At 68.3% G+C, this 15353-nt stretch carries 17 protein-coding genes and 1 pseudogene; 10 read left to right on the top strand and 8 right to left on the bottom strand.

Annotation, left to right across the window (positions count from 1 at the left end):
* Nucleotides 1-56: 56 nt before the first annotated feature.
* Nucleotides 57-908 carry an SDR family NAD(P)-dependent oxidoreductase gene (locus ACQPWU_RS03525; RefSeq protein ID WP_433436876.1) on the bottom strand — a complete coding sequence of 284 codons (852 nt, stop codon included), beginning with the start codon at nt 906-908 and terminating at the stop codon, nt 57-59.
* 256 nt (nt 909-1164) lie between these two features.
* On the opposite strand from ACQPWU_RS03525, the gene ACQPWU_RS03520 reads away from it, so the two are divergent.
* Complete coding sequence (locus ACQPWU_RS03520; RefSeq protein WP_433436875.1) at nt 1165-2106, top strand: RNA polymerase sigma-70 factor; 942 nt, start codon at nt 1165-1167, stop codon at nt 2104-2106.
* A gap of 85 nt (nt 2107-2191) precedes the next feature.
* Here ACQPWU_RS03520 and ACQPWU_RS03515 read toward each other — a convergent pair whose 3' ends face one another.
* The gene (locus ACQPWU_RS03515; protein WP_433436874.1) at nt 2192-3493 is read right to left on the bottom strand and encodes a quinone oxidoreductase family protein; all 1302 of its coding nucleotides are present in this window, start codon (nt 3491-3493) and stop codon (nt 2192-2194) included.
* 87 nt (nt 3494-3580) lie between these two features.
* Here ACQPWU_RS03515 and ACQPWU_RS03510 point away from each other — a divergent pair, with 87 nt between their 5' ends.
* Entirely contained in the window at nt 3581-4054 is a 474-nt protein-coding gene (locus ACQPWU_RS03510; RefSeq protein WP_433436873.1) for a GNAT family N-acetyltransferase, read from the top strand.
* A gap of 174 nt (nt 4055-4228) precedes the next feature.
* Nucleotides 4229-4399 (top strand): annotated as a pseudogene (locus ACQPWU_RS03505) (pyridoxine 5'-phosphate oxidase C-terminal domain-containing protein); the annotation flags it as partial.
* A 74-nt stretch (nt 4400-4473) separates the two neighbouring features.
* On the opposite strand, the gene ACQPWU_RS03500 reads toward ACQPWU_RS03505, so the two are convergent.
* Nucleotides 4474-5238 carry a methyltransferase domain-containing protein gene (locus ACQPWU_RS03500; RefSeq protein ID WP_433436872.1) on the bottom strand — a complete coding sequence of 255 codons (765 nt, stop codon included), beginning with the start codon at nt 5236-5238 and terminating at the stop codon, nt 4474-4476.
* Nucleotides 5239-5362: 124 nt separating this feature from the next.
* On the opposite strand from ACQPWU_RS03500, the gene ACQPWU_RS03495 reads away from it, so the two are divergent.
* Nucleotides 5363-6190 carry a LysR family transcriptional regulator substrate-binding protein gene (locus tag ACQPWU_RS03495; RefSeq protein WP_433436871.1) on the top strand — a complete coding sequence of 276 codons (828 nt, stop codon included), beginning with the start codon at nt 5363-5365 and terminating at the stop codon, nt 6188-6190.
* Between the two features lie 56 nt (nt 6191-6246).
* On the opposite strand, the gene ACQPWU_RS03490 is transcribed toward ACQPWU_RS03495, so the two are convergent.
* Nucleotides 6247-6987 (bottom strand): SDR family oxidoreductase, encoded by a 741-nt coding sequence (locus tag ACQPWU_RS03490; RefSeq protein WP_433436870.1) that lies wholly within the window; start codon nt 6985-6987, stop codon nt 6247-6249.
* 88 nt (nt 6988-7075) lie between these two features.
* On the bottom strand, nt 7076-7468 hold the full coding sequence (locus ACQPWU_RS03485; RefSeq protein ID WP_433445149.1) for a phosphatase PAP2 family protein: 393 nt from the start codon (nt 7466-7468) through the stop codon (nt 7076-7078).
* Between the two features lie 87 nt (nt 7469-7555).
* On the opposite strand from ACQPWU_RS03485, the gene ACQPWU_RS03480 reads away from it, so the two are divergent.
* The 4 genes from ACQPWU_RS03480 to ACQPWU_RS03465 all read left to right on the top strand — a co-directional run bounded on the left by ACQPWU_RS03480 (nt 7556) and on the right by ACQPWU_RS03465 (nt 10244).
* A complete protein-coding gene (locus ACQPWU_RS03480; protein WP_433436869.1) occupies nt 7556-7990 on the top strand; it encodes a VOC family protein in 435 nt (144 codons plus the stop codon).
* A 406-nt stretch (nt 7991-8396) separates the two neighbouring features.
* Nucleotides 8397-8930, top strand: a complete 534-nt coding sequence (locus ACQPWU_RS03475; RefSeq protein WP_433436868.1) for a SigE family RNA polymerase sigma factor — start codon at nt 8397-8399, stop codon at nt 8928-8930.
* Complete coding sequence (locus ACQPWU_RS03470) at nt 8927-10006, top strand: ABC transporter substrate-binding protein (RefSeq protein WP_433436867.1); 1080 nt, start codon at nt 8927-8929, stop codon at nt 10004-10006. Before ACQPWU_RS03475 ends, ACQPWU_RS03470 begins: the two co-directional genes overlap by 4 nt.
* 64 nt (nt 10007-10070) lie before the next feature.
* Nucleotides 10071-10244, top strand: a complete 174-nt coding sequence (locus ACQPWU_RS03465) for a Tn3 family transposase (RefSeq protein ID WP_433436866.1) — start codon at nt 10071-10073, stop codon at nt 10242-10244.
* Between the two features lie 143 nt (nt 10245-10387).
* Here ACQPWU_RS03465 and ACQPWU_RS03460 read toward each other — a convergent pair whose 3' ends face one another.
* Complete coding sequence (locus tag ACQPWU_RS03460; protein WP_433436865.1) at nt 10388-11233, bottom strand: SDR family oxidoreductase; 846 nt, start codon at nt 11231-11233, stop codon at nt 10388-10390.
* Between the two features lie 104 nt (nt 11234-11337).
* Here ACQPWU_RS03460 and ACQPWU_RS03455 point away from each other — a divergent pair, with 104 nt between their 5' ends.
* Nucleotides 11338-12345, top strand: coding sequence for a helix-turn-helix transcriptional regulator (locus ACQPWU_RS03455; RefSeq protein ID WP_433436864.1), 1008 nt, complete (start codon nt 11338-11340; stop codon nt 12343-12345).
* A gap of 545 nt (nt 12346-12890) precedes the next feature.
* Here the strand turns inward: ACQPWU_RS03455 and ACQPWU_RS03450 are convergent.
* Both ACQPWU_RS03450 and pcp read right to left on the bottom strand, forming a co-directional pair.
* Nucleotides 12891-13925 carry a DUF2891 domain-containing protein gene (locus tag ACQPWU_RS03450; RefSeq protein WP_433436863.1) on the bottom strand — a complete coding sequence of 345 codons (1035 nt, stop codon included), beginning with the start codon at nt 13923-13925 and terminating at the stop codon, nt 12891-12893.
* Nucleotides 13909-14553 (bottom strand): pyroglutamyl-peptidase I, encoded by a 645-nt coding sequence (pcp, locus tag ACQPWU_RS03445; RefSeq protein ID WP_433436862.1) that lies wholly within the window; start codon nt 14551-14553, stop codon nt 13909-13911. The genes ACQPWU_RS03450 and pcp overlap by 17 nt, the downstream gene beginning before the upstream one ends.
* Nucleotides 14554-14871: 318 nt before the next feature.
* On the opposite strand from pcp, the gene ACQPWU_RS03440 reads away from it, so the two are divergent.
* Nucleotides 14872-15156 carry a DUF3027 domain-containing protein gene (locus ACQPWU_RS03440; protein ID WP_433436861.1) on the top strand — a complete coding sequence of 95 codons (285 nt, stop codon included), beginning with the start codon at nt 14872-14874 and terminating at the stop codon, nt 15154-15156.
* The last annotated feature ends 197 nt before the right edge of the window (nt 15157-15353 follow it).

Below are 15353 nucleotides of genomic sequence, written 5' to 3'. Positions count from 1 at the left end.
GCTCACGCACTCGCGACCCCGAACCGGGGGCGTCCGCAAGAAGCTCAGACCGGGGGTCACCGACCTTCTTGATCGAGGTTGCCGTGAGCCTCCGCCGAAAGGTCCTGCCAGTCGGCCCAGGTCTTGAGCCGGTCGGCGTAGACCTGCTGGAGCATCGGGTAGAAGCCCTGGCCGAAGAGCACCCGCAGGGGTGGGTTGTCGGAATCGACGATCTTGAGGAGTGCCTGCGCCGCGGCGGCCGGGTCGCCGGCGGGCTTGTTTCCCGCGAACCCGGCGAGGCGCCGGCGGAGGCCGTCGTAGATCGGGTTGGTTTCGGCCAGGTGGCCGTTGTTGAGGGGATCGGGGTTCTTGCCGGACCGGGTGGCGAAGCCGGCGGGCTCGACCACGGTCACCTTGATGCCGAAGTCGGCGACCTCCTGGGCGAGGGATTCATTCAGGCCTTCGAGGGCCCACTTGGAGGCGTGGTATGCGCCGCCGAGCGGCATGGCCATGAGCCCGGCCGCCGAGGACAACTGGACGATGTGCCCTTCACCCTGCTCGCGCAGGTAGGGCAGCGCGGCCTGGATCACCCACACCGCACCGAACACGTTGGTCTCCATCTGGTCTCGCAGTTCCTGCTCGGTCAGCTCCTCGATCGCGCCGACCTGGGCGTAGCCGGCGTTGTTCACGATGACGTCCAGACGGCCGAAGTGTTCCTTGGCCCGCTTCACGCTCTCGAAGACGGCGGCCTTGTCGGTCACGTCCATCTCCAGCGGAAGCACCGCGTCACCGTATGCGGCGACCAGGTCATCGAGGCTTCCGGTGTTGCGGGCGGTCGCGGCCACCTTGTCGCCGCGCGACAGGGCGGCCTCGACGAAATTGCGGCCGAGGCCGCGGGACGAACCGGTCACGAACCAGACCTTGCTCATGATGTCTTACCGTTCTTTCTGCGGCGGCGGTTGCGCGGCGGTCACCACGCAACGGGGCCAAGGCGATCACTCGCGGAGCTGTGTGCCGCGCGGATCGTTCGCGCGGCGTCCTGACGACCATTCGGCGTCGGCGCCCCGAACTTTGTGACAGTGCGGTCATGTGACATGTGTCACCGATCACGGGTGTCACACAGCGGTGGGCGCCGGCGCCTTGTGCATGGAGCAGGAGCTGAGGGTGAACAGGCAGGAGCCAGGTATGAACGAGCGCAGCGAGCCAACGACGGGCACAGCCGAGCCGCTCGCCGGTGGCGGCCGGATGGACTCCGCCACCGAGGCGTTCGTCGCCCACCGCAACCTGCTCTTCACCGTCGCGTACGAGATGCTCGGGTCGGCGGCCGACGCCGAGGACGTCCTGCAGGAAACCTGGCTGCGGTGGACGAAGGTCGACGTGGGGCAGGTGCGCGACCAGCGCGCCTACCTGGTCCGGATCGCCACCCGGCGGTCGCTCGACCGGCTGCGCACCATGAGGCGCCGCAAGGAGGCGTATGTCGGCCCCTGGCTGCCCGAGCCGCTGCTCACCGCGCCGGACGTGGCCGAGGACGTCGAGCTCGCCGAGAGCGTGTCGATGGCGCTCATGCTCGTCCTGGAGACGCTGTCGCCGACCGAGCGCGCCGTCTTCGTGCTGCGCGAGGCCTTCGACGTCGGCTACGACGAGATCGCGACCGCCGTCGACAAGAGCCCGGCAGCCGTCCGCCAGATCGCGCACCGCGCCCGCCGGCACGTCGAAGCCCGCCGCCCTCGCGAGGCGGTCTCCCCGAGCCAGACCCGGGCGGCTCTGGAGTCGTTCCAGCGCGCTCTCGAAGCCGGGGACCTGCAGGGTCTCCTTGACGTGCTCGCCCCTGAGGTCGTCCTGGTGAGCGACGGCGGCGGCGTCAAGCAGGCCGCGCCGCGGCCGATCACCGGCGGCGACAAGGTGGCCCGTTTCATCGTCGGCGGCCTCCGCAAGGCGGAAGTCGTGCTCACCGGTGACCCCACCGTGGTCAACGGCAACCCGGCACTCGTCCTACGCGTGGACGGCGAGATCGACGGCGTCATAGCGATCCGTGTCGAGGACGCCCGCATCACCGGCCTCTACTACGTCCGCAACCCGGAGAAGCTGACCCGCATCGACTCCGAGACCCCGCTCACCCTGCGGTGAATGCCGGTGGATGGTGTGTCCGTGCCGGTAGAGGGCGACCACGTCCGGTGGGGTAGGTCAGACCTTGGAAACAGACGACCGCCCGTCACTTCCCCGCGGCCAGGTCGCGATCCACGATCACCGCCACCTTGCCCGGTACGCCACGGCCCGCCTTCAGCGACTGCAGTCCCGCATTGATCGCCTCGACGGTGCTGTCAATCGTCTGGCTGACGTGCGGGACCACAAGTTCCTGCGTCGCCCATTCCATCGCCAGAGCCATCCCGCGCTGGAGAAAGGCATGCGCCTCGCTGTCGAGCGTGGCGGGTTCGGAGAAGTAGCGCAGCAGATTGACGTTGACCTGCTTGGCGCCCCGCTCGGCCAGGATGGCACCCACCGGGCTGTGCGTTTCGGCCAAGCGTGTCGTCTTGCCGGGGCCGACGCCGAGCACGATCCAGCTGCCACCCCGCCGGACGGTCTTCGCGGTCTCGACAAAGCCGTGCTCGCTGTACGTCGCGTCGAAGACGAGGTCAACGCCCCGCCCGCTGGTCAGCTTCGCGATTTCGGCGGCGATGTCGTCGCGCTTGTAATTGAAAACGTGATGGGCGCCGGACTGCTGGGCCAGCGCCAGCGATTGTGGCGTGCTGCCGCTGCTGATGACTAGTCCGGCCCCCAGGGCACGCGCCGCCATTTGTACGGCGAGATGCCCGACGCCGCCCCCACCGCCCGGAATATAGATCGTGTCACCGGACTGGACGGCCCGGTAAAGACCCACGAAAGCGGACAGGAAGCACATGGGAAGCGCCGCCGCATCGCGGAAGCTCAGAGACGGCGGCTTGGGGACGGTGAGGAATTGGCGTGCGACGGCATAGCCGCCTTCCCCTCCGCTCCCACCCGTTGCGACCCAGCCGCCATCACCGTTCAGATCGGCCATGGCGGCCACCGCGTCGCCGACGGCTACGCCATTCACACCATTGCCCACAGCGACCACGACGCCAGCGAGATCAAGACCGAGAACGACGGGGGGCGTCCGTCCCATGAAATTGAGGTCGGCCAGCTTGTACTCCAGCGGGTTGAGCGACGAGGCGGCGACGCGGATCAGAACCTGGTCGGCCGCCGGCTGCGGGACGGGAACACGCACCGCCTCAAGCGGCAGCCCAGCTCGGTCTCTTGTGTAACCGACCCCGAGAAACGTCTCCGGAATCGTCTGAGTCTGCTTCATGTTTCGCTCCCATCTGATGACATGCCGGCCCGCGACGGCCGGCAGGACGGGCGCGATTTCGCGTTGGATCTCGTCCTGGTCAGCGTCGCGGGCATCCTCCGTGACCGGGTGATCGTCAACATGACGGGCTTGATGTGGTCGTTCGGGCTCGAAGAGGATGCTCGGTTCCGGGGTGTCCGGCACGTTCACGAAGCGGCGATACCCCCCGCGTTGCCTGCTGTGCCGATGCCAAAGGCAAAGGTTCGGTGTCGGCGAGACAACCCCTAATGTTCTCGCATGACTGAAAGCCTCCGCCTTGTGCCTGTCACGCCTGCCAACATCGAGACCGCGCTTGCAGTGAAAGTCCGTCCCGACCAAGAGCGCTTCGTCTCACCGGTGACGAAGTCGCTGGCCGAGGCTTACGTCCACCCGAATGTGGCCTGGCCACGCCTCATACTCGACGGTGACCGTGCCGTGGGCTTTCTCATGGCCTTCCTCGATATCGACTGGAACGGCAAGGGAGTCGACTTCCGGTCCGGCTTGTGGCGTCTCAATGTGACACCCGACGCACAGGGGCGCGGTGTCGGCCGCTTCGCCGTCGAATCAGTGGCCGCCGAAGTAAGGCGCCGTGGCGGCAAGCGGATGTATGTCACATGGGAGCCGGGAGAGGACGGGCCCGAGGGCTTCTACCGGAAGCTCGGGTTCCACCTCACAGGCGAGAAGAGCGGGGGCCAGACGGTCGGGGTGCTGGATGTGACGAACCCCGCGTAACGACCAGCACCATAGCCACAATCAGACAGAGATTCCGTTTGTGCTACTGGCCCCAGCTGGGCCGTCAGATCCGCATCCGCGGAGCCGCCGCACCAGCCGGCGCCGCCGACTTCCTGGCCCGCCCGGCGGGCTCGCGCGCCGAGGCACTCATCGGCCGCCAGTCCGAAATCCTCGATGACCCGGCCGATCTCGACGTCGCCTTCGAGCAGGCTCAGGCGAGAATCGCCGCCGGCCCCGGCCTGGACCCTGTACGCCGTCACTGCTCAGGACGTCGAGTTCTGGCAGGCCGATCACGACCGCCGTCATGTTCGCCTGCACTACCAGCGCACCGAACTTGCCTGGTCCCGCCGGCGGCTCGGCCGTGATCGCGTAACTGGCGGACGCCGGCGCAAGTCACGGCCGATGGCCGCAGGCTCAGCTCACGGCTGTCCGACGATGAGCCTGAGCGAGCCGAGGAACTCGGGTTGCTCGCGCAGGTGGCCGAAGCGATCGTCCCAGACGCCGCTGTCGAGGTCGCGCCGCAACGTGTCGACGGCACGGGCCTCAGCGGCGTCGTCGACGAAGCCCCACGCCGACTGCGACGCGCGGACCTGCGGGTCGAGGAAGCGTTCCGGACGGGCGTAGTAGGCCTCGGTGAAGCCGTCGACGCAGTCGATCGGGATCGCGATCGGCAGGACGTCGGCACGGCTGCCGACGTGGGAGGCGATCAGGTCGATCGGCGGATAGCGGCGGCGTTCGGCGGTGATCAGCTCGGGCGCGTACTCGGCGAGCCAGAGCAGGTCCAGGGCGTCGCCGTCGAAGGTGAGGATGACTACCGGGCCGCGGCTGACCCGGCGCAGCTCGCGCAGGCCCCGTTCGGTGTCGCTCCACTGGTGGACGGTGACGGTGGCCATGGCTGCGTCGAAGGCGTCGTCGTCGAAGGGCAGGTGCTCGGCAGTGGCGTCCAGGGCGGGAGCCAGGTGGCGGGGGCGCTGGGCGCGCATCGCCGCCGAGGGCTCGACCGCCACGACGTGGCGGTCGTCCGGCTCGTAGGAACCCGCGCCGGCGCCCACGTTGATGACGGTCCGGGCCTGGCCGAGCGCCGCGTGGACGTGGGCGGCGATGCGCGGATCGGTACGGCGCTGCACGGCGTAGCCGTGGCCGTGGCGGTCGTAGTCGAAATCTCCGGCGAGCGTGGCGGGCAAAGGACCTCCAAGCGACGTTGAGGAACGTTCAGGCGGGTTCGGACGTGAGGGTACGCAGTGCGCCGGCGATGGCAGGAACAGCTCCTGGCCGATGCCGACGCCCTGCGCTCAGGACCTGTCCAGGATGCGTGAGGGATTGTCGGGCACCTTGCGGATGGGGGCGATCCCGACCGCGCTGACCGCCACCTCGTTGCTGACCACGCCGTTCTGCGGGCGCTACCCGCATGTCCGGGTGCTGCTCACCTCGCTGTCATCCCGGGAGATCGCGCGGCGGCTGGCCGAGTTCGAGATCGACATGGCAATGACGTACCTCGACGACGAGGAGGACCTCGGCGAGGTGCGGACCAGCCCGCTGTACGAGGAGCGCTACCTGCTTGCCGGTGGTGTGCCGGTTCCCGTCTGGCACTCGCCCCCGCGATCACCCCGCAGTCGGAGCGCACCCGCCCGCGGCGTGATCGTTCAGGGTCACGCCGTAGAGGTGCTGAACCACTGTGGGGTCGTTCTCCAAGATGTGATCGATGGTCTCCCAGTAGTCGGAGAGCCATGGGTGCGTGAGGGCTTCCTCTCGGGCCAGTTTGCGTCCGTAGTACGGTTCGTCGGGTGCGACTGCCGCGCCCGTCACCAAGGTGCAGGCTGGCGCGGGCGAGTTTTCTACCGGACCGATACGGCATCCGAACGTGACCCGGTTGGGGCCGGGACGGCTGACCGGCTCGTCAGGCACCCAGGCGTCATCGATGATGACGTCGACCCACGCTTCGTGGATTCCGTCGTGGTGGTAGCAGGACGCGTAGTAGATCGCGTAAGCCCCGTCGTCGTTGTTGATGAAGCCTGTCACGCGTTCGAAGGGGGTCTGGCAGCAATCGCAGATGCCAGTCTGAATGTCTCGGTCCGGATCGATTCGGAGTCTCACGCTCGCATTATGGGGCGTAGCGGCGGCGTGGCCCACATGTGATGGGGCGCACAGGTACGGCGGGGCCGGTCGGCGGCGAGTGGCCCGCTGTCCCCGTCCTAGGCGAAGCCACCGTTGCTCATCAGCAATTGCCCGTTGATCCATTGACCCTGTAGTGAGCATAGGAAGCCCACAAGGTTCGCGGTGTCTTGCGGCGTACCAAGGCGGCTGGACGGCGTCTGACGGAGCACGTGCTCTCGCACTTCGTCGGACATCCAGCCAGTGTCAACCGGCCCCGGATTGATGACGTTGGCGGTGACACCGAGGTGAGCGAGTTCGTGCGCGGCGGCCAGGGTGATGCGGTCCAGAGCCCCCTTGCTCGCGCCGTAGGGGAGGTTTCCGACGGTGTGGTCGCTGGTGAGGCTGATGACTCGTCCGGTTCCTGGTGTGCCGTTGAAGCGCCGACCGTACTCGCGGATCAGCAGCCAGGTGGCGCGCGCGTTGACCGCGAAGTGGCGGTCGAAGCTTTCGACGGTGGTGTCGAGCAGGCCAGAGTCGACCGATTCGCAGTGGCACATCACCAAGGCCGTGATCCCACCGAGGAGGCGTTCAACTTGGTCGAAGATGCGCGCGGGGCTCCCTGGGTCGGCGAGATCCGCCTCGATGGCGGCAGTGGCGGCGCCGCATTCGGCGAGGGCGTTGGCGATGGCGTCTGTCGCTCCTTGCTCGATGCCCCAGCTCATGCGCTGGTCATAGGGAGTCCAGTAAGTGAATGCGACATTCCACCCCGTAGAGGCCAGTTGGCGAGCGATGCCCGCACCGATGCCGACGGTGCGCCCGACGCCGGTCACCAGCGCCAATGGGCGGGGAACGTTCGAGGAATGCTTCTCATCAGCGGCTATCACGGGACGTGATCATTCGGGATGAGCGCCGACACGGCAACCGCTTTTATGCATGCGAGCTATGCCCCTGCTGAGCTGACCTATGCGACGAAGGTTGAGCGTCTCCCATCGCCTGGGGCGAGCAGGCTGGTGACCAGCGTGACGGACGCCCGGTGCTCGGCAAGGTGGCCCCGCGCTGATACGACAGCGATGGAGACGGCCGGCAACACGGCGCTTCCGGCGATGTCGAGCGCGTATGGTTCCCCGTGATGCGCACGACTGCCGCCATATCCAGCGGAAAGATCCACGACAGCAACGCCGATCGCGGATGGGAGTCCCGCAGCGCATACCACACGGCATACGCGCACCACAACGACCACCCCACGTGCAGCTTCTCGATCTGGCGGGCAAAGGACCTTCGACAAGCCCCACCCTCCAGCTCAAGAAGCGCGTTTCTCATACAGCTGATCAACTTGCGCGAAATTCGCCGCGAAAGCCCGCGTTCAGGGGTGCGGTTGGCCACCACGGCGCGGAGTAGCGTGATTGCATGGAACAGCGAATCACTCTGGTCACGCTGGGGGTCTCGGATCTCGCGCGCGCCAAGGGCTTTTACGAGGCCCTGGGCTGGCGGGGGCAAGAAGTCGAGGAGACCGTCTTCTTCCAGGCCGGGGGTCTGGGACTGATCCTGTGGGGTCGCGACAAACTTGCGAAGGACTGCGGCCTGGAGCCTGGGCCGGCGGGCGGTTTCGGCGGGATCGCCCTGGCACACAACGTCCGGTCCGATGCGGAGGTTGATGCTCTGCTCGCGGCAGTGGAGCAGGCTGGTGGGACCATCACCAAGCGCGCGACCATCAACGCCATTGGGTTCTACTCCGGCGCCTTCGTCGATCCAGACGGCCACGCCTGGGAGATCGCGCACAACCCCGGGATCCCCCTCGCCGATGACGGTTCGATCACCCTTCCTGATTTCGGCAGCCTCTAGCGATCTTTGGTCGGCTGGTGAGGGCCGGCCGAAGCGATGTTCGAGCGGAAGTTCACCACCACCACGGCGGTGGCCGCGTTAGAGGAGCTTCATCGCGGTCCCCGATCCGGACTCGGACGGTGAGGGTAGGCGGCGGCGTAGCTTCCAGCAGGAGTGGAAGGAGGACCCGGGGCCGCTGCAGCTCGAGACGTCGCTGGCCGAGATCGTCAAGCTGGAGCGGGTCAAGGCGATCGGCCTACCTGTTTCTCGCTACCGCTCCATCCCACCAATCATGCTCGCCACCACCGCACCCATACGCGAACTGCCGCAGGGCGGTGTGCCTGTCACTTCCGTACGCCGCTTCTCAGGAGTGCCAACCTTTTGCCGCGCCCACGGCGTCTGGAGGGTACCGACATGAGGAGAGACGTTGGATCGCGATGCCAGCTTCCAGGCGTTCGTGGATGCTCACCAACGCCCGTTGATGCGCCTGGCATACCTGCTCACAGGAGAGGTCCACCTCGCAGAGGACCTCCTACAGAGTGTGCTGGTCCGCATGATCGGGCGGTGGTCGAAATTACGCCACATCCACAACCTTGACGCTTACGCGCGCAAGACCATGGTGAACCAGTACATCTCGTGGCGGCGGCGCCGCGGCTCCGGCGAGGTGCCGAGCGCCGAGCCGCCTGACCGCACCTACTCGTCCGAGGACTCCGCCGTCCTCCGGATCGTCCTGCGCCAGGCGCTCATGCGGCTGACGCCCAAGCAGCGCGCGGTGCTCGTCCTGCGCTTCTACGAGGACCGGACAGAACGTGACGTCGCCGACCTGCTGGGATGCTCCGTCGGCACCGTAAAGAGCCAGGCGCACCACGCCCTGGCCCGGCTGCGTGCGCTGGCGCCTGAGCTGGCGCCGCGGCTGCCCGTACTGGACGACCCGGCCCATAATGAGGGGGCACGCCGATGACCTGGCTCGGAGAACAGCTCGGCCGCATCGCGGACGACATGCCGGAGCGCGACCTGGGCGCCAGGGCGATCGAGATCCATCAGCGCAGGCGGCGCAATTTCATGGCGCTCGCCGCCGCCGCGGTGGTCGTCCTCACCGTGCTCGCCGCCACCGTCGGGGTACGGGCACTGCCCGCGGAGCCGCGCGCCGCCGCCCGCCCGTCCAGCCCGCCCGAGCAGTCCACCATCAAGGTCGGGGTGGTGCCGAGTGTGGAGTCGGCGCCCGTGTTCGTGGCCTTGGCCAAGAACTACTTCGAGGAGGAAGGGCTGACGGTGAAAACGTGGATCATCACCGGCGCGGCGGCCGCGGTGCCCCTGGTCCAAAGTGGCGCGCTGGACCTGACACAGACTGACTATGCCACGGTCTTCAGTGCGAACAAGGCAGGCAAGGAATTAAAGATCGTCTCCAGCCTGTACCAGGCCGCGCCAGGAAGTTTCGCGGTCGTCGTGAACGCCAAGTCGAAGATCAGGACGGCGACCGACCTCAAGCGCAAAAAGGTCGCGATCACGAACCTTGCGGGGCTCGGGCCCTTGGCATTGGCAGCCGTGCTGAAGCGGGCTGGGCTGACGCTGAGGGACGTCGTGCTGGTCGAGAAGCCCTATCCCGAGATGCTCAACGCGATGGACAGTGGGCAGGCCGATGCCGCCCTGCTGGCCGAGCCGTTCGTCACTGTTGGCCGCGAGACCAAGCACACGCGGATCGTGGAGGACGCGATGACCCGGGAGTTCGCGAACCTGTACACCGCGGGCATGACCGCCACCGACGAGTGGATCCGGCGAAATCCTCACACGCTGGCGGCCTTCCAGCGCGCGCTGTCCAAGGCGCAGCGCCTGATCGCGAGCGATCCCCAACAGGTGCGCGACGTGCTGCCCACCTACACGAAAATCCCCAGGGAGGTGGCCGCAGGCGTTGCGCCCGGCTCCTATCCCGCCAAGCTGGACCTGACAGAACTCCAGCGGGTCGCCGATCTGGCCCGCGCGTACAAGTTGCTCAGAAGCCCAGCGGACCTGGGTAGCGCCGTGGTGAAGGGTGGGTGAGCCCGGCCGGCGGGACGAGCGTGACCCTGGAGGTCATCACCCACATGAGCGTCAGACCGCGCTGGTGTTCATCAACACCCTGCTCGTCCAGTCCGTCCTCAAGGACACCGCCTGGCAGCAGAAGATGACCGATGCCGACAAGCGGGGCCTGTCGCCCCTGTTCTGGTCCAACGCCAACCTCTACGGCACCATCGATATCGACATGGGCCGCCGCCTCGACCTCGACCTCGCTGGCTGACCCCCTCCGTCCCCTGATCAGGTCGATCGAGGGGACGGGACCGGCCAGCGCGGTCCGCACAGGCTCAGTCCTGGCAGCTCACGATGGTCGGGCGGATTCGGTTTCGGCGGCTCCTGCCCGACCATCGCGTCTGCCCGGTCCCGTCAGGCGGCCTCGAAGTCGGCTCGGTGGTCGGCGGCCCACTCTGCCAGAGCGCGGCCCGGCCGCCCGGTCACTACGGTAACGGGACGTGGGACGTCCGGGACGGTGAGGGTGTCGTGCCAGTAGTCGAGCAGCATCTTCATCACGGGCTCGGGGATGAACTGTGCGGTCTCGGTGCGGAACTCCTCGGGCGTGATCTCCACCAGCGGGATTTCCCGTCCCAGGGTCTCACCGATGATCGCCACCTGCTCGGAGCGGGGCAGGGCTTTCGGGCCGGTGAGCGGGATCGCCTCACCCAGATGATTGTCGGAGAACAGGGTCTCGGCGGCGGCCTCGGCGACGTCGTACTCGTGGATCGGGGCCTGTGCCGATGCGAGGTATGGTGCCCGGATCGGTGCGCCGGAGCGGATCTGCCAGGCCCAGGAGAGCAGGTTGTTGGCGAAGGTGCCGGGCCGCAGGATCGTCCAGGCATCGGTGCGGTCGGTCACGGCGGCCTCGACCGCGGTGTGGTGGAGCTGACTCGCCGAGCCGTGGTCGCGCTGGAACTCCTTCGCGGCAGCCAGGGAGGACAGCACGGTGAAGCGGTGAACGCCGTGGGCGGTGGCCGCGGTGACGAACGCGTCGACGCCCTGGGCGGGGAAGACGAAGGCACGATCGACATCATCGAACACCTTCGACCCGAGCGTGGTGGCGTCGGCCAGGTCACCTGCGACGACCTCGACCCCGGCCGGCAGGTCTGCGTCATCAGGCTTGCGGGTCAGCGCACGTACGGCGGCGCCGCGGGCGAGCAGGGTCGTGACGAGGTGACGACCGACAGCGCCGGTCGCGCCGGTAACAAGGATGGTCAAGATGGCTCACCTTAGGGAAGTAGTGCCGGTCCGCCCGGCTTGAACTCCAGCCTAAGGAAGGTTTAGGTCATTTTCTGTCCGTATTTTTACTAGACTTGATGAGCATGTCGGAACAGACCACGACTGAGCGGGCGCTGCGCCTGCTGGAGCTGCTGCAGGCCCGCCGGTCCTGGAGCGGCGGCGAGCTCGCCGACCGCCTCGGCGTCGACGGCCGCACACTCCGGCGGGACGTGGAGCGGCTGCGGGGCCTCGGCTATCACATCGAGGCACGCCGCGGCCCCGACGGCGGCTACCGACTGTCCACGGGCAGCGACCTGCCGCCGCTGGTGTTCACCCCGGATGAGGCGCTCGCCGTGGCCGCCGCCCTCGCCTCGTCGGCTGCTAACGGCGCCGCCGGCGGGGGCGAGGTCGCGCTCACCGCCCTGGCCAAAATGGAACAGGTGATGCCCCTGGCGGTGCGCCGGCGGGTGCGGGCGCTGCGCTCCTCGGTCGCCCTCGGCGGCACACCGAATGCAGTGGCCGGCGCGTATCCGGCTCCCATGAACGCCGACGTGCTGGCAGTCCTGGCGCTGGCATGCCGGGATGCGGAGCGGGTCCAACTGCGCGTGATGAGCACCGGGGGTGCCGACGCCGGACGGGAGTCCCCGCGCCACGTCGAGCCTGCCGCCCTGGTACCCCGGCAGACCCGGTGGTTCCTCGTGTGCCGCGACCTCGACCGTGGCTGGCGGGTGTTGCGCGTCGATCGGATCACGCGAGCATCAGCGACGGGCGTGCGCTTCGAGCCGCAGGAGGTCCCCGGAGGCGACCCGGTCGCGTTCGTCACCAGCCAGCTCGGCGCCCCGCCTCGGAAACATACAGCGACGATCCTGATCCACGCCCCGATCGAACAGGTACAGGCGTACATGGGTGGCTTCGCCGCGGACTTCGCGCCGACGACAACCGCCACCGGTCAAGCAGCGACACACTGGCGCATCGCCGACGTACGTCTCGAGGTCCTCGCCGGCGGCCTGCTCTGGGTGCGATGGCCCTTCGAGGTGATCGACTCTCCCGGGCTCGCCGCCCTGCTGCGGGATCGAGCCGCAGCCTTCGCCTTCGCCGCCGACCCGCGCTGAAGCCGACTCACCAGGCCGTCACGACTGAGGGTCTCGCGCGAGCAAAGGGACACGCATTCGGAGTGGAGGGCCAGGTCCGACGACCTCGACCATCCCGTCGAGCACCACCATCGGCAGCCGGCGGCGGGGGCGTCGCCCTCGCGGGTGTGGGCCTTCTCGCGGACCAGAAGCTCGTCACGGGCGGCCTGCCAGGTGGCCAGGTCAACGACGGGCGGGCGCCCGGGCAGCGCGGTGGCCGGGTCGTCCGGCGCGGTCGTCACTACCGGCGGCCACCCACAGTCCCGAGAACAGGTGACGGCCCAAGTGCTCATGCCGGCCAGGTTCGTCCGACTCCGTGGCCGCCATGGCTTCCCGCTCGGAATCCAAGCGAGTGGGCCGCCGCGCCCCGCTCGGCAGGTCCTGAGCGATCACGACCAGGCTGCGGGAAGCCGAGCACGCGCATCGGCGCGGCGGCCTGTTCGTTGCCGCCGATGGCGTAGACGTTCTGCCCGAAGCCGGTTCACTGCAGCACGACCATTCCCACGACGGACCACGCCAGGCAGGCATCACACCGCATCGGCGGCGTCCAAGGCGAGCACGGCGAACGTGGCGAGCCAATGATCGCTGACGAAGTCACCGGCGATCACCTGGGGCAGAGCGGCCTTCAGCTGCGCCTCGGCGGCAGCGGTGAGCCGCGGACGCCGCCCATCGTCCGCTGGGAGCGCGGCGGCGATGGCCCACAGCGCCGCCGCGCGGCTGAGCGCGAGCCCGATCAGGTGCCCGATTTGCGGATCGCGACGATCGGACACGATCGGCGGCTCCAACAGAGCCTGCGGCTCACCGTGTGCCAGCCCCGGCAGGAACGCCGATAGCCACGCCGCGAACTCCTCGCGAGTCAGTACCCGCCGCATCAGATCCGCCTCGGTGAGGGCCGGCGACACGAAGTCCTGCCCGGACGGTTCCCAGGCCGCCGGATAGTCGCGATCGGTGCCGAACCAGCGCCGGGCGGTCTCGGTGACGGCACCCGCGAGTGCCGCGCACCCTGCCGGCTCGGCCGAGTCCAGTGCCAATCCCAGCGCGAACGCGCTGTTGGCATGAACGCCATGGCGGACCGGATAGGTGGCCTTGGCCAGCCACCCCTCGACGAGTTCGGCGACGGCCGTCACCGCCGGGCGCAGCGCGCCCGCCCACCGAGCACCGTCGCCGCCGGCCGATTCGCATTCAGCCGCCAGCGCGAGCAGCCAGGCCCAGCCGTAGGGCCGCTCGAACGTCGGGTTGGCCCGCAGGTAGACGGCCTCGGTCATCAGGTGCTCGGGCGTCAGGTGCCGGTCCAGCACCTCGCGAACGGCGGCCTCGTCGATCTCCGCCCGGTTCCGCCGCAGCAGCCGGACCAGCAGCCAGTGCATGTGCACCGCGGAGTGCCAGTCATAGGAGCCGTAGAAGGCCGGATGGTGGACGCGCGGCAGCACGGTGTCGCCCGGACCCGTGACGAGGTGCTGCGGAGCGTTCGGGAACTCCCGCGTCACGTTCTCCAGAGCGAGGCCGGCGAAGCGGTGGGCGAGATCGGCGACGGTCGGCAGTGGATCAGTGGAGAGAGCCACCGGTCTCCTTCAGATCTGCGGTCGTGGTGACCGCCACGGACACTATCGCCGTCAGCGCTTCGGCGATCGACTGGACGGACATCGACGGCGCGTCGCCACCCGGGACCTGTTCGGGAAGGTGAGGCACGTGCACGAAGCCACCGCGCACCCCCGGCCGGCCGGACTCGATGAGATGCATCAGTCCGTAAAAGACATGGTTGCAGAGGAACGTGCCCGCCGTGTGCGAGACGGACGCCGGCAGGCCGGCGTCGCGGACGGCGGCCACGCACGCCTTCACCGGGAGGGTGGAGAAGTACGCTGCCGGGCCGTCCATGACGACGGGCTCGTCGACGGGCTGGGCGCCCTTGTTGTCGGGGATGCGAGCGTCATCGAGGTTGATGGCGACGCGCTCAACCGTGATGCCCGGTCTCCCGCCCGCCTGCCCGACACAGACGACGACCTCGGCACCGGACTCCTCGACGGCCGCGCGTAGCCGTGCGATGGCGTCGTGGAAGACCACCGGCAGCATCACTGTCGTCAGCGACACCCCTTCCGGCGGCGTGGTCGCGGCCAGTTGCACCGCCTGCCACGACGGATTGACGCCGGAGCCGTCGAACGGCTCGAATCCGGTGAGCAGCACGTGGGTCATGGGTCTCCTCTCATGCGCCGGTCAGCGGTGCAGGGGTCAGCGGAGACTATCGGCAGCCTCGGCTCTGCCGTTTCCCGGCCCCGGCCCCGGCTGGGCCGGGAGGGGTCGTGTCGACGGAGGTCCTGGTCCCGGTCGGGGTGGTGCTCAGAAGGCGATCACGACCTGCTGACCTTGATCGTTTGGGAACGTATAGGAACGATCAACCGTAGTCAGCCGTAGAGCCGCACCCTGCGGCTGCTGATCAAGTTGCGGAGGCCGCCTTCTCACGCGGCCCCGCCCCCGGAGCTGACGGTCACGAGTTGAGACGGGGCACCGAGAATGGCCACTGGTGAACCTTGGACGGGTAACGATCGAGGTCACAACGATCAGTGCCATGCGCGGTGGGGTGCGTCGTTGAATCGCTCCACCGCCCAGCCTGGGTATCTGGACGAGTGGTACTACGCCCAGTGCGGAGGATGCCGTTTCTGGATCGCCTTGAGCGGTCAGCTCGGCCTGGACTACGGGGCCTGCACCAACCGCGCCTCGTCGTTTGACGGGCGGGTGCGTTTCGAGCACGACGGCTGCGTGCGGTTCGTCGGCCGCGAGGACGGCTCGTTCGGGTAGCAGCCCCGGTCAGGCGGCATGAAGCTGGATCACTACGTCGCGCAGGGCGCGAGTGCGCGGCGTGCATCTCCGCGGAGCCCATACGGCCACCGCTGCCCTCGGTGGATGGCCGACTAGGCACACATCCGCGCAGATCACCGACTGCATAGTCGCTTCGAACTGACGGCCGAAGGAGGCCGATCGACGATTCGGTCGCG

The organism is Nonomuraea sp. CA-141351, assembly GCF_050944675.1.
Classification (GTDB): Bacteria; Actinomycetota; Actinomycetes; order Streptosporangiales; family Streptosporangiaceae; genus Nonomuraea.
Note: the sequence above shows the minus strand (reverse complement) of the source record. Positions and strands in the feature narration are given on the sequence as shown.

Excerpts from the sequence above, each read along its gene's own strand:
- ACQPWU_RS03495 (WP_433436871.1), top strand. The coding sequence starts at position 5,363 with ATGCGTGAGGGATTGTCGGGCACCTTGCGGATGGGGGCGATCCCGACC.
- ACQPWU_RS03455 (WP_433436864.1), top strand. The coding sequence starts at position 11,338 with ATGTCGGAACAGACCACGACTGAGCGGGCGCTGCGCCTGCTGGAGCTG.
- pcp (WP_433436862.1), bottom strand. The coding sequence starts at position 14,553 with ATGACCCACGTGCTGCTCACCGGATTCGAGCCGTTCGACGGCTCCGGC.
- ACQPWU_RS03485 (WP_433445149.1), bottom strand. The coding sequence starts at position 7,468 with ATGAGAAACGCGCTTCTTGAGCTGGAGGGTGGGGCTTGTCGAAGGTCC.
- ACQPWU_RS03440 (WP_433436861.1), top strand. The coding sequence starts at position 14,872 with ATGGCCACTGGTGAACCTTGGACGGGTAACGATCGAGGTCACAACGAT.
- ACQPWU_RS03480 (WP_433436869.1), top strand. The coding sequence starts at position 7,556 with ATGGAACAGCGAATCACTCTGGTCACGCTGGGGGTCTCGGATCTCGCG.
- ACQPWU_RS03520 (WP_433436875.1), top strand. The coding sequence starts at position 1,165 with ATGAACGAGCGCAGCGAGCCAACGACGGGCACAGCCGAGCCGCTCGCC.
- ACQPWU_RS03470 (WP_433436867.1), top strand. The coding sequence starts at position 8,927 with ATGACCTGGCTCGGAGAACAGCTCGGCCGCATCGCGGACGACATGCCG.
- ACQPWU_RS03525 (WP_433436876.1), bottom strand. The coding sequence starts at position 908 with ATGAGCAAGGTCTGGTTCGTGACCGGTTCGTCCCGCGGCCTCGGCCGC.
- ACQPWU_RS03510 (WP_433436873.1), top strand. The coding sequence starts at position 3,581 with ATGACTGAAAGCCTCCGCCTTGTGCCTGTCACGCCTGCCAACATCGAG.